This window comes from uncultured Thiocystis sp. (assembly GCF_903866365.1).
Lineage (GTDB): Bacteria > Pseudomonadota > Gammaproteobacteria > Chromatiales > Chromatiaceae > Chromatium.
In genome coordinates this window covers 1-14,403 of record NZ_CAIPNF010000078.1, presented here as the reverse complement: position 1 = coordinate 14,403, position 14,403 = coordinate 1, and the positions used below count along the sequence as shown (strand labels likewise).

12 protein-coding genes are annotated in these 14,403 nt (G+C 65.3%); 6 read left to right on the top strand and 6 right to left on the bottom strand.

Going from position 1 to position 14,403, the window contains the following annotated elements; genetic code table 11:
- The first annotated feature begins 459 nt into the window (after nucleotides 1-459).
- The 5 genes from QZY07_RS05150 to QZY07_RS05130 all read left to right on the top strand — a co-directional run bounded on the left by QZY07_RS05150 (nucleotide 460) and on the right by QZY07_RS05130 (nucleotide 3,495).
- The gene (locus QZY07_RS05150) at nucleotides 460-1,065 is read left to right on the top strand and encodes an HNH endonuclease (protein WP_295400347.1); all 606 of its coding nucleotides are present in this window, start codon (nucleotides 460-462) and stop codon (nucleotides 1,063-1,065) included.
- Nucleotides 1,062-1,937 carry a fructosamine kinase family protein gene (locus QZY07_RS05145; protein ID WP_295400344.1) on the top strand — a complete coding sequence of 292 codons (876 nt, stop codon included), beginning with the start codon at nucleotides 1,062-1,064 and terminating at the stop codon, nucleotides 1,935-1,937. Before QZY07_RS05150 ends, QZY07_RS05145 begins: the two co-directional genes overlap by 4 nt.
- 97 nt (nucleotides 1,938-2,034) lie before the next feature.
- The gene (locus QZY07_RS05140; RefSeq protein ID WP_295400342.1) at nucleotides 2,035-2,544 is read left to right on the top strand and encodes a histidine phosphatase family protein; all 510 of its coding nucleotides are present in this window, start codon (nucleotides 2,035-2,037) and stop codon (nucleotides 2,542-2,544) included.
- Between the two features lie 56 nt (nucleotides 2,545-2,600).
- Nucleotides 2,601-3,269: a hypothetical protein gene (locus QZY07_RS05135; RefSeq protein ID WP_295400340.1), complete on the top strand. Its 669-nt coding sequence runs from the start codon at nucleotides 2,601-2,603 to the stop codon at nucleotides 3,267-3,269.
- Nucleotides 3,270-3,288: 19 nt separating this feature from the next.
- Nucleotides 3,289-3,495 (top strand): hypothetical protein, encoded by a 207-nt coding sequence (locus tag QZY07_RS05130; protein WP_295400338.1) that lies wholly within the window; start codon nucleotides 3,289-3,291, stop codon nucleotides 3,493-3,495.
- Here the strand turns inward: QZY07_RS05130 and QZY07_RS05125 are convergent.
- From QZY07_RS05125 to QZY07_RS05115, 3 genes are all read right to left on the bottom strand, one after another.
- Nucleotides 3,477-3,953, bottom strand: a complete 477-nt coding sequence (locus QZY07_RS05125; RefSeq protein ID WP_295400336.1) for a Uma2 family endonuclease — start codon at nucleotides 3,951-3,953, stop codon at nucleotides 3,477-3,479. The two genes, QZY07_RS05130 and QZY07_RS05125, sit on opposite strands and share 19 nt — an antisense overlap.
- 427 nt (nucleotides 3,954-4,380) lie before the next feature.
- On the bottom strand, nucleotides 4,381-4,515 hold the full coding sequence (locus QZY07_RS05120) for a hypothetical protein (RefSeq protein ID WP_295400334.1): 135 nt from the start codon (nucleotides 4,513-4,515) through the stop codon (nucleotides 4,381-4,383).
- Nucleotides 4,516-4,613: 98 nt separating this feature from the next.
- The gene (locus QZY07_RS05115; protein ID WP_295400332.1) at nucleotides 4,614-5,879 is read right to left on the bottom strand and encodes an alpha/beta fold hydrolase; all 1,266 of its coding nucleotides are present in this window, start codon (nucleotides 5,877-5,879) and stop codon (nucleotides 4,614-4,616) included.
- Between the two features lie 171 nt (nucleotides 5,880-6,050).
- Here QZY07_RS05115 and QZY07_RS05110 point away from each other — a divergent pair, with 171 nt between their 5' ends.
- Nucleotides 6,051-7,493: an alpha/beta hydrolase gene (locus QZY07_RS05110; RefSeq protein WP_295400330.1), complete on the top strand. Its 1,443-nt coding sequence runs from the start codon at nucleotides 6,051-6,053 to the stop codon at nucleotides 7,491-7,493.
- A gap of 220 nt (nucleotides 7,494-7,713) precedes the next feature.
- Here QZY07_RS05110 and QZY07_RS05105 read toward each other — a convergent pair whose 3' ends face one another.
- The 3 genes from QZY07_RS05105 to QZY07_RS05095 form a co-directional block, all read right to left on the bottom strand.
- Complete coding sequence (locus QZY07_RS05105; RefSeq protein ID WP_295400327.1) at nucleotides 7,714-11,517, bottom strand: translocation/assembly module TamB domain-containing protein; 3,804 nt, start codon at nucleotides 11,515-11,517, stop codon at nucleotides 7,714-7,716.
- A gap of 11 nt (nucleotides 11,518-11,528) precedes the next feature.
- Nucleotides 11,529-13,406 (bottom strand): BamA/TamA family outer membrane protein, encoded by a 1,878-nt coding sequence (locus tag QZY07_RS05100; RefSeq protein ID WP_295400325.1) that lies wholly within the window; start codon nucleotides 13,404-13,406, stop codon nucleotides 11,529-11,531.
- 91 nt (nucleotides 13,407-13,497) lie between these two features.
- Nucleotides 13,498-14,091 (bottom strand): DUF3611 family protein, encoded by a 594-nt coding sequence (locus QZY07_RS05095; protein WP_295400323.1) that lies wholly within the window; start codon nucleotides 14,089-14,091, stop codon nucleotides 13,498-13,500.
- Between the last annotated feature and the right edge of the window lie 312 nt (nucleotides 14,092-14,403).

The following is a 14,403-nucleotide window of genomic DNA, read 5'->3' as shown; positions in this document are numbered from 1 at the left end:
ACCGACACAACAAAGCGGTGCCCCGGCGAGCGAATTCGCGTGCAAATGGGGCAACCGGTTGTGCGACAAGGCGAAAGACAAACTGCTCACAAAGCCTGTGGATAAGTCTGTGGACAGGCTCTGTGAATCGCGCTCCGGATAGCGCCAATACGAAGGTTATGTGGTTTTGGCAAGGCTTTGACCAGTTCATGACTTCTTTTAAAATTCAATATGTTACCGAATAGCGCCACCGTCGACCGAAAGAGCGCCTTGACAAATTCGCGGGTTTCCACATCGCCATTCCGGGCTGTGCATGATTGACCATGAGAGACCCGCTCGTGCCGCCTGGAGACCGGGCGCGCGGGGAATCGCCCACCCTTGGCAAACCGATGACCGGACGCATGGGAAACGGCGATTTTCGGGTTGCACGCGCGAGACAAGTGTGTATTATTCGCGCAAATACCGAGCCGTGTTTTCGCTATGTTGCAACTGAATCAACAGGTACTGCGAACGGATCTGGCAGGCATGCCCCTGGAGTGGATCGACTACCGGGGGGCGGCCCGACTCTATTTTCTCGACCAGGTCGCCTACGCCTGCGGGGATCCGCTCTTCCTGCTGAGGGGCGGAACCAACGCAATCACCCGCGTCCAGAGCCGGCTCGAAATCCACTCGATCATCGCCACCTACGGCATCCATCACGCCCTGAACAAACTTCAGGACGATTATATGCCGCCGCTCTCGAACCGCACCCTGTTCCAGCGGGACAACCACATGTGTATGTACTGCGGTCAGCATTTTTCCGACCGCCACCTGTCCCGCGACCACGTCCGTCCCTCCAGCAAGGGCGGCGCGGATCACTGGAACAATGTTGTCACCGCCTGTGTCCGCTGTAACAACTACAAGGCCGGGCGCTCTCCGGAGGACGCCGGCATGGAACTGCTCGCCGTGCCCTTTGCCCCCACCCATGCCGAATACATCTTTCTGATGGGGCGCCACGTCCTGGCCGATCAGATGGAATTTCTGCGCGCCCACTTTCCCCGCTCCAGCCCACTGCATCGCCGGCTCGCTCGCGAGACGCCGGCATGACCGCCTGGGACGCGATCGCCGAGCGCATCGGCGCGGTCACCGGCGAGCCCTTCCAGGTCCGGCACCAGCGTCCGATCGGCGGCGGCTGCATCAATACGACCTGTCTGATCGACGACGGTCGGCGCGGGTTTTTCGTCAAGCTCAACGCCGCTGAGCGCCTGGCGATGTTCGAGGCGGAGGCCGATGGCCTGGGCGCACTGGCCGCGGCCGGGGCCATGCGTGTTCCCGCGCCGGTCTGCGCGGGTCTCGCCGGCACGCAATGCTATCTGGTCATGGAATGGCTCGATCTCGGCGGGCGGCTGGACGGCGCGCTCGCCGGGCGGCAACTGGCTCAGTTGCATCGCGCCACCGCAGAAACCTTCGGCTGGCATCGCGACAACACCATCGGCGCCACCCCGCAACCGAATACGCCCCACGCGGACTGGGTCGACTTCTGGCGCGAGCACCGGCTGGGGTATCAACTCGAACTCGCCGCCGCCAGGGGCTATGGCGGTGGTCTGCGGTCGTCCGGCGAACGCCTGCTCGGCGCGCTCGACGCGCTCATCGGACACCGCCCGGCGCCATCCCTGCTGCACGGCGATCTCTGGGGCGGGAATATTGGCGCCACGCCCGACGGGCAGCCGGTCATCTTCGACCCCGCCGTCTATCACGGCGACCGCGAGGCGGATCTGGCCATGACCGAGCTTTTTGGCGGTTTCGACGCACGTTTCCAGTCCGCCTATCGCGACGCCTGGCCGCTCGATCCCGGCTATACCGTCCGCAAGACCCTCTACAACCTCTATCACATCCTCAATCATCTGAATCTCTTCGGCGGCGGCTATCTCCGTCAGGCCCAGGGCATGATCGACCGACTGCTCGCCGAAACCGACTGAAGGTGACGCAAAAATGACGAATATGTTAAAACTTAAAGATTGCACCTGATTGCCAGGTTGTTATCTTCGTTTGAAGTACGTCGACCCCTTTTTTCATATGTCACGAGAACTCCTGATCCTCCGTCACGCCAAGTCGGATTGGAGCGCGGGCGATACCGCCGATTTTCGGCGTCCGCTCGCCAAGCGCGGCAAACACGACGCGCCCAAGGTCGGCGCCTGGCTCTTCCGCGAGGGGCTGGTTCCGGATCACGTCGTCTGCTCGCCCGCCGACCGCGCCCGCCAAACCGCCGAGATCGTCTGCAAACGGCTGGACTACAAAAAAAAGAAAATCGTCCTGGAAGCCGGGATCTATGACGCGGGCGTTCCGGAATTGCTCGATGTGCTCGAACGCTGTCCCGCCAGCGCCACCACAGTCCTGATCGTCGGGCATAACCCCGGCCTGGAAGACTTGGTCAGACACCTGGTCGGCGAGGATCTGGACATCCCCGAGGATGGCAAGCTGCTGCCGACCGCGACCGTCGCCCGGCTGGAAATGCCGGACGATTGGCGCGCACTCGGTCCGGGCAGCGCACAACTGGTCTCGATCACTCGCCCGCGGATGATCTAGGGCGTTTCATCAATTCAAGACTGTGAACTCACGGCGGCCACCCGCTGGCTCCAGCCGTGGGGTGCGTGCAGGGCGGTGCGCTCTTATTCGTCTGCCTGCCACCGTCACATCCGCTCTTCGACGAATGGGTGGCGGACTTCGCGCGCGGCGGCGAGGTGTCCGCCTTGGTGAAGACCCGCTGGACGGGCACCCAGCGCCTGACCGAGACGTCTCGGTGGCTCAATGACTTGCCGCGGCGCGACGGGAAAGACGCCGGGCTGGTCGGCGGGTGCGAACTCACCGCCACCGATGCCGAGGGCCAGGTGCTCGACCGCATCGCGTGGGCGAGTTCCGAGCCGATCAACGCCGACAACGTCATCGCCCTGCTGGCGAGCGGGCGCCGTCGCTGGAAAATCGAGAACGAAAACAACAATACCCTCAAGACCAAGGGATATCCTTTCGAACACAACGATGGTCATGGCCAAAGGCATCTGGCTGCCCTGTTCGCGAGCCTGATCCTGTTGGCGTTCCTCGTCCTTACCGTGCTTGACCGACTCCATCCTGGTTACCAGGCGGTGCGCCGTCAACTGCCGTCGCGTCGCACGTTCTTCGAGCATCTGCATGCACTGACCCAGTATCTGCCCTTCGATTCCTGGGAGCACCTGTTCGATTTCATGCTGGAGGCTCTTCAGCCGGCGCAACCACCTCCCGCACGCCGCGCGGGCGGGAAGCGGGGGCAAATTTAAAATTGCTGCTAAACTGACCATGGACTTTCGCGACGCGGCACAGCGCACGCGCGATGACTTGGCGCGTGGCGCGATGGCCGACGCCGCCCTGTGGCTGCACTCCCTGCAAGGGCGCGCGGGATATTTGGGCGCGCGCGAGATGATCCAGATCGACAACCCGGATGACCTGGCAGTCGTCGAACGTGTTCTCAGTCTGTCAGCGACTTGTCAGGCTTCGACTTTCTGAGGAAATCCTGGGCAAGCGACTGACTCTGCCAGCCTTCCATCCATCCGATAAAAAATCATGTCGCCCGTTTCCTCGCAAATCCAGACTTCTTGAGCGCCTTTCTCAAAATACAAAACCCTCTTTTCCACGAGTTCCGCCAAGCGATTGCTTGGCGAAGCGACTTCCACCACGATTTCCGGTGACTCGGTATAGGGTGTCGATTTGCCGTGTTGACGAAAGAACTCGTTTGAACACCAAACGACATCGGCGACTTTGACGTTTTTCGATGTCTGAATACTGCACTCGACAAACGCTTTACCCGACGGCAGTTGTTCTTTCAAGAGAACAACAATCGCAGTTTGCAACATGCCGTGCGCATTGCTTGCCGGACTCATCACGATTTTTCCCCATTCATTCAGCTCGATCTTGAATGGGAGTCCCGATAAGACTGGATCAGCGATCACCGAAGACCAATCCATCTTGTTTCCCCCTGACTCTAACCAGATCACAACGATGGTTGTACTCGCTTTTTGACGTCACCCTAACCCCTATCGCGGTCATGTGCCAGACCGCTGATCGGTCTCCCCGGAGCCGAATGAGAGTCGGCGCTCCTAGCAGCCTGTCGGACTTGAGCGTTCGGATTGGCTGGAAAAGACAATCAAGAGGCTATTTTCCTCGAAAATCGCCTTTTTTCGGCCAAAAAATCGGACGGAAGCGGCTCATCGGCTCAGGCATCCCAGGAGTGATGCGCCTATTCTACCGGCGGCCGTGCCGCTCGGCACCGGGAAAGTCCGACAGGCTGCTAGCTCCACCCGCCGATTCTGCGCGCGTCCCTCCTCCGTCTGATTCGACGCCAACGGGGCCGCAAATGATACGCCCACCGGCAGCAACCGCGTCTTGTCGACGTCATGGTCGCGGACCAGGGCCGTGACCACCGCTTCGGCGTGCCGCCTGGGAGAGGGTCCGGTTGTACTCGAAGGTGCCGGCCATGTCCGTATGCCCGATCACCAGCAGCTTGAGATCCAGGTTTGCGGTCAGCATTCTCATCGCGGTCATGGACTCGCAAGCGGAATGACCGTCAGGCGGATCTCCCGCGGATGACCGTCATCCGCAGATGAGCCCGGTTTTCCGAAAAACGCCTAACGCCCTCTGGTCAACACGGAATAGGCTTTGCCCTCCGGGGTCACGAACCGATAGCGCGGGCGGTTTTCGGGCGTCTCTTCGTTGAGCAGGCGCATAAAGATATCGTCGAAGTATTCCGGCACCTCGAAGCTGAAGTTGTGGAAATTGCGGGTGCGATTGACCGGCGTGACATCGACCAGAGTCACCCGTTCGCTGTCGGGTTCGAGCAGTTCAAGCACCTCCCGGACCTCCGCGAGTTCCCTCTCCAGCGTTTCTTCCGGCAGGGGGTCGGATGCGCTCTCCCGCGCCGGATCGGGAGTGCTGGCCAGCGTCGCGTCGGTCTTGGAGAGCGTGCTTTCGCCGAGCCGGCGCTCGCGGTTGATGGCCCGGCTGACCAGCAGCGCCCGGTCGTTCGCGGACACATAGACCGTGGTGCGATCGGCCAGCATGGCGAGCTCATGCCGGAACTGCTCGGTAAACCGCGCCCGGCTGACATCGGGGGCCGTCAGCACCACCTGCGCGATTTCCGGCGCGGCGTCCGCCCAGACGGGATCGCGAGCCAGCAGGCTGAAAGTGTCCACGACCACCTGCGCGCCCATGCTGTTGGCGACGAGCCAGATCCGCTCGGGCGCGATGTCATCGACGATCAGCCGCAGCGTGGCCGCCAGTTCCGCCGCCGATTCCGTCGCCATGCGTTGCGCGCGACGATAACCGCGCAGCGAGCTGCCCTGATCGGCCGGCCAATCGAAGACCAGCACCGGCGTATCGATATCCAGAATGTGCGACAGAAAGGCGGTCCCGCGCAGCGCATGCGGGAAGTCCGTGCGGAAGCCGTGGACCAGGACGAGCAGGGAACGCTTGGGCGAGCGGGCCACCATCTGGCGGAGCTGCGCGGCGAAATCGGTTTGCTCCAGGGGTGTCTCGTCAAGGATCCGAATCTCTTCCTCCAGGAACCACATGCCCGCGTCCAGCCACATCCCGAGACCCAGCGTCGGGCGGATCGCGGTGTCGAAACGGCCAAACCGAAGCTGCCCGTCGCGCTGCGCGTTGAACCGCTCCTCAAGCAGCGTCTCCGCGCCATCGTTCGCGGCATTGGGGATGCGATTGGTCGCGTAGAAAAACCGGTAGACGCCATCCTCGCCGACCCGCGCCACCTGCATCCGCCGGAACTGGAAACTCTCGGCGCGCTCCAGCGTGCTGCTGGTGGAGAGAAAATAGACGTAGGCGCCCGATCCGAGCAACACCGCCAGAACCAGGCCGCCGATCGTGAACACTCGTTTCATGCTGTCTCCGTCTTATCGTGCATCTGCGTGGAAGGAGCGCTGGCCACTCCGCGTCTTGTCGTGTCTCCGGCGAGCGTCTACCATCCCGCCGACGAGCTTCCAGGACGCGATGATACCTTGCACGCCACGCTTCCTGCCCCTTGACACGGTTGAATGCGCTTGAAGAACCTGATGCTTTTGAAATGGATCCTGATTTTGGCGGCGATCGGGCTATTCGCCATCCTGGCCGCGCGCGCCTACCTCGCGCATCGTGCCGCGCCGCTCGGTCCCTGGCATACGCATGTCCCGGACGAATTGACGGCGGCTGAGTTGGCGCGCGCCGATTGGACAGGCTATCTGGACGTCGAGTCGGCCATCTTCGCCGAGCTGGAGACGGCGGTGACCCAGCAACTGGACCCGGCGGACCGGGTGCCGGCCAATCGCTATTTCGACGGTAGTCCGCTTTATCCCGGCCGTTTCGCGCAGGACTGGAACCGCTCCTTCGTGCTGGACCCCGACGGGCCGCCGGTCGGGGCCGTGGTGCTGCTGCATGGTCTGACCGATTCGCCCTACAGTCTGCGCAACCTCGCCCGGCGCTACCGTGAGCATGGCTATGTCGCATGCGCGATCCGGCTACCGGGGCATGGCACCGTTCCAGGCGGATTGACCGCGGTCGACTGGGAGGATTGGACGGCCGCCACGCAACTCGCCGTGCGGGAAGCCCGGCGGCGCGCGGGTCCGAACACGCCGCTGCATCTCGTCGGCTATTCGCAAGGCGGGGCGCTGGCGATGAAATACGCCCTGGACGCCATCGACGACCCTGACCTGCCCCAGGCCGAGCGCATCGTGCTGATCTCGCCGATGATCGGTATCACCGCCTTCGCCCGGTTCGCCGGTCTGCTGGGGCTTCCGGCGATCTTTCCCGCCTTCGCCAACGCCGCCTGGATCAGCGTGCTGCCCGAGTTCAATCCCTTCAAATACAACTCCTTCCCCGTCAACGCGGCGCGGCAATCCTCGCTGCTGTCGCGCCTGCTCCAGCGCCGTCTGGCGCGCGCCGCGCAGGATGGTCGACTGAACGCCTTGCCGCCCATCCTGACCTTTCAGTCGATCGTGGATTTCACCGTGAGCACCCGGGCGATCGTGGAATCGCTCTATGCCCGACTTCCCGCGAACGGCAGCGAACTGGTGCTGTTCGACCTGAATCGCAGCGTCAAATTCGGTCCGCTGCTGCGCTCTGGCGGGGATCTGGATCCCGCTCGTCTGCTGCCCGCCGCACCGCGCGCCTACCGGACCACGCTCGTCACCAACGCCGCTGCCGACCGCCGCGAGGTCGTGGCCCGCGTCATCCCGGCTGGCGAAACCGCCGAGCGCATCGACCGCCTGGGACTGCACTATCCGTCTACGATCTTCTCGCTCTCGCATGTCGCCTTGCCCTTTCCGCTGAACGATCCGCTCTATGGACTGGAGCCCGACGACGCGGAGGATTTCGGCATCCGTCTGGGCGCCTTGTCACTGCGGGGCGAGCGGGGGGCGCTGATCGTCGGCGCGGACATGCTGATCCGCATGTCCTCCAATCCATTCTTCCCCTATCTGCTTGACCGCATCGAGGAAGGGATCGTCAGCCCAGCCAACTAGCGAGGCTTCGCCTCAGACCGACGGGTCATGACCAAGCTGAGCAGCGATCGTTGTCGTAGTCGTAGTCGGATCGTCGATTACGACAACGACAAACTTGAATCATCTGCAAGCATTTGGCGCCTTCAACCATCTGCGTTAACAAGACTTGCGAGCAGTTGTACTAGGGACGGCCAGGTTCGAGGGTGGCGCTCCTGCAAGGTGGGGCCTTTGGGTCGGGTTGTCAGTATTCGATCTCGTAAGCCGCTCCCGCGCGGGTGCCGCCCGTGGCGCCGACATCCGCCTCAAGCCGCAGATTGGGGGTGATTTCGATCCGCAGGACGCCCTGCGGCTCACCGGCGCGGGCGTTCTGCCGTACCCCGAGATAGACGCCATCGGACACCTGCCGCCCCCCTTCCAGGGTGGTCCGGCCCTGCTCGTCGGTGCCGAGCATGAGCCGGTGCAGTCCCAGTCGGGCGCGCGCCCGCTCCAGGAGGCCGGGTCCGTCCACCGCGATGCCCGCGAGCGATGCGGTGGCAATCCCGAGCCGCGCGGCCTGGAGCGCGGACAGGCGACCTCCGGCGACGCCAAACAGCAGCCGGGACAGGATCTCGCCGTCGGGCATGTCGGGCTCGCCCCGCAGCACGATGCGCGGCGCGCTTGCCCGGCCGAGGACCGAGAGGATTGCGGTACCGCCGTCGGTGCTCGTGCGTGACTCCAGGTCCAGGCTCGGATCGAATCCGGCGGCCCCATCGAATTCGATCCGCCCACGATTGAAGCGCAGGTTCTGCCCGACCAGTTCGTACTGTCCGCGCAGCAGGTCGAACCCGCCGCTGACCAGCGGGGCGGCGACGGTCCCGCCGAGACGCGCCGCTCCGCCCAACTCGGCATCGATGCCTCGCCCGCGCACGGTGACGGCGCGGTGCGCCGAAATCGTCAGGTCAAGCCCGATGGCGGCGGCGCCACTCAGTCCCGAGGGAGGTTCCGGCGCCGTGATTGGCGCGCCTCGCTCGCGGACCCGAAGGGTGGCGATGTTCGCGGGCAGGCGTTCGGGCAGACGGATCTCGACGCGGCTCAACCGGACCGCGCCGACGAGCTTCGGACCGTCCGCGAGGTTTCCGCGCAGCGTCAAGTCCGCATCCCCCTGGGCGTCCAGCAGATCGCTCTGGATCGGGCGGGCCGCGCGCGCGACCAGCGTCAGGTCCATCGGAACGCCTGGCGCCAGCAGGCCGAGACTGCCACTGAGCGCGATGGAGCCACTCCCGGCGGTCCCGGCGAGACGCTCGACGCGCAGCGTGTCGCCCGAGAGCCGCAGGGTTCCCGCGATCCCGGTCAGGGCCAGACCGAGAGTGCGATCCCAGAAGGCGGCCTCCGCGAGCTGGAGCGTTCCGTTCAGCCGGGGGTCGGTCGGGCTGCCGGCGATGGCGGTATCCAGCGTCACCCGGCCGCTCGCCTGGCGCCCTCTGCCGGTGAGCAGCGGGTCGAGCAGGTTGAGATTCAGTTGGCCGGTCGCGCGCAGATCCAGTGCTTCCGGGACGAGGGGTCGACGTCCGGCGAGGCGTCCCCGCAGGCTCAGGCGGTTGTCCGCCCCAGCCTCGGCCTGGATCGCGAGCCGGGTTCCTGTCGGTTCCAGATCGATGTCGGCCTTGATGTCGGCGGGCGGGAGGCTGCGTCCGGCCAGCGTGTTCAGTCGCAACCCTTTGGTCTGAAGCCGCAGCGACCCGAGCGGCGCGTCTGGCGCGCCGGCGAGCTGGGCCTCGCCGGACAGAATGCCGGTCAGCGGAGACTCCGGAACCGCCAGGCTCAGGAATTCCAGCGGGAGCGCGGCAATCTTCGCCCGGAGATTCAGTTTGGGCGTCGCTCGTCCGGTAATCTCGATGCTGCCTTTGCGCAATCCCAGGCGCAGTCGATCCACCGCAATCCCGGCGCGCAGATCCAGCACGGCCGGGGCCAGCAGACGAATGGATTCGTCCTGGACGCGGGCATCAAGGTGCTGGAATGCCAGTCGGCGGGCAGGCAGATCGAAGCGTCCCGATGCCTTCAGGACGATCCGGCCAGCCGGGGTCGTCAGAGCCGTGTTCAGGGTCAGCGCGGGGTTGAGCGCCGATCCTTGCGCGGTTGCCGTCAGGACACCGTTCGACACGCCGTTCGGCCCCTCCCATGACAGTCCCTCCAGGTGCAGGCGCGCGCGGATCTTCGCCTTCCCAGGGTCAGCCAGTCGTCCGTCGGTCACTCGTCCGTCGAGATCCAGGGTCTGCATCCTGACCGCGCCGGGCAGCAGCAGATCTGTCCCCTTTGCCGCGATCTCCGCCGCACTCGCGGGCGGCAGGATCAGACTGGCATCGAGACGGCCGGCGAGCGAGGTCCCCGTCCAGGGTTGCAGCAGGGGGACGAGGTCGGCCAGCCGCGCCGCGTTGAGCCGTAACGCTCCCTGGGGTTGGGCGGCCCCCAGCGGCAGTTCCAGATCGCCGCTGATCGCAACGCTCCCCCAACGGCTGTCGCCGAGCGAGAGTCGCAGTCCTTCGTTCGCGGTTCGCCCGGCGCTGATCGCGATGGAGACGGGTTGACCGGCCCAGTCGCCAGTCAGGTCGAGCGCTCCCCAGGGATCGGACAGGCGGGCATGGAGCTGGCCGGTGAGCCGGCCACGGCCGAGATCGGCCGTGCCGTCGAGCGTGGGCGCCATCTGAACAGCCATGTCGGTGGTGGTCAGCACGGCGGTGAGCACCGGCACGCTCAAGCCGCCCGTGAGACGCCCTTGCGCACGCACCTGTCCCGACCAACCCGGAACCAGGGCGGCGAGATTGGGCAGAGTCATCGTCCATTCGATGGCCTCGGACAGTTGCCGGGCCAGACCCAGGGCGTCAAGGTCGAGCAGCGGATGGCGAAGACGGAGCAGGAAGGGCCAGTCCGGGTCGTCGTAGGCGAGTTCGCCGGCGAGCCGGAGCGGGTCCGCCGCGATCCCTGGGGGCAGATCGACCGGCGTCTTCAGACCTTCGACGAGCGCATCCAGGCGCAGGCGACGGGTCTCGCCAAACGCGGAGGCGGTCAGGCGGTCGACCTTCAGGTCGCTGCTCGTCAGTCCTTCAAACCGGATCTGGGCGCTGCCCTGGAGGGCACGCCAGGGACCATGCAGATCCGCCGTCAGTGCCGCCCGCCGCCAGGCCAGCGGGGTTTCCAGGCCGGGCAGGGATTCAGGAGACAACGTCAGGGCGGGCGCGCTGGCCGCCAGAGTCAGTTGCGTCGCCGCGCCGAGCGTCGGATGCAGCGATCCGGTGGCGTTCAAGACGAGCGACCCGACCGCTAGGGCGGCATCCAGGGTCAACGCCTCGCGGGTTCCTGCCAGCGTGCCGTCGACGGTCATCCCGCCAAGCGCGGTCAGCGCGCCGAGTCCCGCCCGGTTGGCCAACCGGGCGAGTTGGCCGTCCGGCGACTCGGAGAGACGCAGATGCAGACGAGACTGTCCGTTCACGGCCTGCCCCGTGAGTTGATAGCGACCCGTTCCGTCAGGCGCGGTCAGCTCCAGCATGGCCTCCGCGTCCACCGCGCCACCCGTTTCAGCTCCGCCCGGCGCGAGCGCCACGGCGTTACCCGCGACGGAAAACGTCAGGGGCAGACCCAACAGGGCTGCATCGAGATCGAAACAGTCAAGGGTCAGGCGTCGCAACCGAACCGACAGGGGCAGACTAAGAGGTTGGGAGTCGGTTCCGTCCGAGCGCGGCAGCCGCGTCAGATAGACCGCCCGCGCCGTCAGGGTATCGATGACCAATTCCCGCCGTGTCAGCCCCCAGAGGTCAAGATCGATGGCGGCATCCTCGACCCGCAGCCAGGCGCCGTCCGCGTCGCGCCAGTCGAGACGGGCCAGTCGGGGCGCGCCGGGCAAGGTTCCGCTCAAGCCCTCGATCAGGATCCGTCCGTCGCTCGCCTGCTCGATGGCCCAGACGATGAGCCGTTGACCGGCGTGCGTGTTGGCGGCGAGCAGGACCAGCCCCGCCAAGGCCAGGGGCAACAGGAGCGCGACCAGCAGTTGCCGCGAGATGGCCCGAAGCATCGCCCGAGCGATCAAAAGGCTTGCCCGATGCCGATATAGAGCTGTACCGGGTCGATCCCCTCGCGCTGGGTGAGCGGGGTCGCCACATCCACGCGCACCGGACCGATCGGCGTGTAATAGCGCAGACCCAGTCCGAATCCGACCGCGAGGCGATCCGCGCCGGCAAGACCGTTCGCCGAGATCGCGCCGGCGTCCAGGAAACCGGCCAGACCCCACTTGGCGCCAAACCGCTGACGCAGTTCCAGCGCCATTTCCAGCAGGCCGTCGCCCCCGGCGGGTTGCCCGGACGAGGTCTCTGGACCGATCGATTGGAAGGGATAGCCCCGGACCGATCCGCCGCCGCCGGAATAAAACCGCCAATCGGGCGGAACCGCATCCGCTGCGGTGCCGACAAGACTGCCCAGCGCCAGGCGCGTGGCCAGAATCCGGCGGCCGCTTCGATCCGCCGGTGCGGGGACGCTCTGGAGTAGGTTGCTCAGATCGAGATAGGCCGAGCCGGTGGCGCGCCCAAGGACGAAGCCCTGCCCGGCGCCCTCCAGCGCCCCAGTGGGGATCAACTGGACCGTCAGGCGGATCCCGCGCGCCGGGTCGAGCGGGTCGTCGGTGCTGTCATGCATCACGCTGGCCGGCAAAGACAACAGGCGGTAATCCTGGGTCACGTCGTCCTGGGTGACGCGCGAGACATCGAAGCCGAGACCCGCGCGCCCCGACCATTCGGCGGAAAATCGTCGTTCCAGGGATACGGCGGCGTTGGCCGCATCACGATCGTAGGCGTCGAGAAATTCCCGCGTGGCCCCAAGGTCGAAGCGCAGATTCAGGTCGCGCCGCCAGACATCCGGGAGACGCAGGGTCACGGTCGTGAGATAGCCCAATTCATCGGGCCGGTTCGCGGTCAATTCTCCGACCTCGGCCCCGAGGGTCAACTGCTCGGCCCGTCCGAACAGATTGCGATGGGTCCAGGACGCGGTGAGCGAGCCGCCGATGTCGCTGGAATACGCGCCGCCCAGACGGAGCGCGCGTAATGGCCGCTCGGCCACCTCCAGTCTGAGCGGCAAGCGTCCCTGTTCATCCGGCGCGGTCGCGGGGGTCAGTCGCGCCCAGGCCAGCGCCCCGGATGCCAGCAGATCGCGGCGGGCGGTCTCCAGACGGCTCGGGCTGAAGGGCTCGCCGAGCGTCAGACCCAGGCGGCGCTGGACGGCGTCCTTGCGCAGCCGGTCGAGTCCGATCACCTCGACCGCGCCCAGTCCGAGCCGCGGGCCGGGTTCGGCCAGGTAGAGGATATCCAGGGTGCGGGCGGCGTGATCGACCACCGCGTCCGGTTCGGACAGGGTCGCCAAGGCAAAGCTCTCCTCCAGCAGGGTGTCGAGGACGGATTGGCCGGCCGCCAGGACAGCGGCGGCCCGCGCCGGGTCGCCGGGTTGCAGGGTAAAAGCGGCGCGTGCGGTCGCTGACACCGGCCCCTGAAGCTCGACCGCGCCCAGGCGGTAGAGCGGACCTGGATCGATGTTAATCTCTACCCGTGCGGGGGGATCCGCCGGCAGGTCTTCGAGCCGCCTCAGCAGAGCGGGATCGTCGCTGGCGCGCCCGGCGATGCGCACCTCAATCCTCGGGTCGTAATAGCCCAGGCCGTTCAGAACCTTGAGAAAGCGATCCGTGTCGGCGTCGGCGCGCGTCACCAGAGCAAAGGGACCGACGGGTGCCCGCTCGCGCAGGCCGATGAGGAGCGAGTTCTCCGCGATGGCGCTATCGAGATCGGCATCGCCCGTGGGGACGAGGGTCACGCGATAGGGTTGAGGGTCGGCGGCATATGCCTGGGCCGCGAGGGCGAGTCCCGCCCACGCGGCCCAGATCCTGATCCATCTCCAGCCTTGCCCCGTCGCGACTGCCATGCAGTCCCGTTACAAACACGGAGCCGTCCGTGGCTCCAGGATCGCAAGGCGCAGCGCTCGTCGCGGCATGAGGCGTGCGCCCGCGGGCAAGTCAGGCGGCGGCCTGACAGGACTGAGCGGTCCGGAACAGCAGCCAGAGTCCGAGCACCAGCACCGCCACCTCGGCGGCGAGCACCAGGATCAGCGCCATCAGACTCATCATGTCGACGGCCGAGACCCAACTGCTCCCGGCGGTCTGGGCCTGGATGATCGGGACGCCGGCCTGCGGCGAGGACAGGAAATAGAACAACAGATGCGAGGCTTCGACGAAGATCACGCTGACTGAAAATAGGACGCCGATGCTGCTCGCGGTGATCCCGGTCCAGACGGTCTGGTTCAAGGAGTCGAGCGGCAAGGTCGAGTTGGGCTCCCGCAGCCGCTTGGCGATGCGCGTATAACGCCAGAACCAGAAGGTCGTGAAGACCAGGATGGCAAGGCTACCCAGCGTCAGGAATTCGACCACCGGCAAACCGGCCCGCGGCCCGGTCGGGGATTGTGCGAAGGTGAAAAAATACAACATGAGGATGACCGGGATCGCCCCGACCACGACTTGCAGCCAAAATCCAATCCATCCCAGGCGGGAGAAGGCATTGGCCAGACTTTCGCGATTCGTGGATTGCAGTGATTCGATGAGTTCTTTCAACATGGCTGTCTCGACCTGATGAGGTTGGGTCCGTGAAGACCTGATTTTGTTTTTGGGTGTTGGCAACTCAAATCGGTAAGGCCGAAAAAGCATAGCACAGCGTTCGACACTCTCGCGCTCGATACAAACAAACATAGCGCACGGGGACGAGCCCGCCGCCAAACCGGGGCAGCGCCTAGGAGCCTGTCCGACTTAGGTCGGACGTCACGGCGAAGCCGCTCTGAAGGCTGACAATCAAGGTAGCTTTCTCCTCAATCGGTTATTGAATGACCGTTTTTCACGACATGGACGCCATTTCACGCTGTTTTCATGGAT

Excerpts from the sequence above, each read along its gene's own strand:
- QZY07_RS05150 (WP_295400347.1), top strand. The coding sequence starts at position 460 with ATGTTGCAACTGAATCAACAGGTACTGCGAACGGATCTGGCAGGCATG.
- QZY07_RS05145 (WP_295400344.1), top strand. The coding sequence starts at position 1,062 with ATGACCGCCTGGGACGCGATCGCCGAGCGCATCGGCGCGGTCACCGGC.
- QZY07_RS05140 (WP_295400342.1), top strand. The coding sequence starts at position 2,035 with ATGTCACGAGAACTCCTGATCCTCCGTCACGCCAAGTCGGATTGGAGC.
- QZY07_RS05130 (WP_295400338.1), top strand. The coding sequence starts at position 3,289 with ATGGACTTTCGCGACGCGGCACAGCGCACGCGCGATGACTTGGCGCGT.
- QZY07_RS05125 (WP_295400336.1), bottom strand. The coding sequence starts at position 3,953 with ATGGATTGGTCTTCGGTGATCGCTGATCCAGTCTTATCGGGACTCCCA.
- QZY07_RS05120 (WP_295400334.1), bottom strand. The coding sequence starts at position 4,515 with ATGCTGACCGCAAACCTGGATCTCAAGCTGCTGGTGATCGGGCATACG.
- QZY07_RS05115 (WP_295400332.1), bottom strand. The coding sequence starts at position 5,879 with ATGAAACGAGTGTTCACGATCGGCGGCCTGGTTCTGGCGGTGTTGCTC.
- QZY07_RS05110 (WP_295400330.1), top strand. The coding sequence starts at position 6,051 with ATGCTTTTGAAATGGATCCTGATTTTGGCGGCGATCGGGCTATTCGCC.
- QZY07_RS05105 (WP_295400327.1), bottom strand. The coding sequence starts at position 11,517 with ATGCTTCGGGCCATCTCGCGGCAACTGCTGGTCGCGCTCCTGTTGCCC.
- QZY07_RS05100 (WP_295400325.1), bottom strand. The coding sequence starts at position 13,406 with ATGGCAGTCGCGACGGGGCAAGGCTGGAGATGGATCAGGATCTGGGCC.
- QZY07_RS05095 (WP_295400323.1), bottom strand. The coding sequence starts at position 14,091 with ATGTTGAAAGAACTCATCGAATCACTGCAATCCACGAATCGCGAAAGT.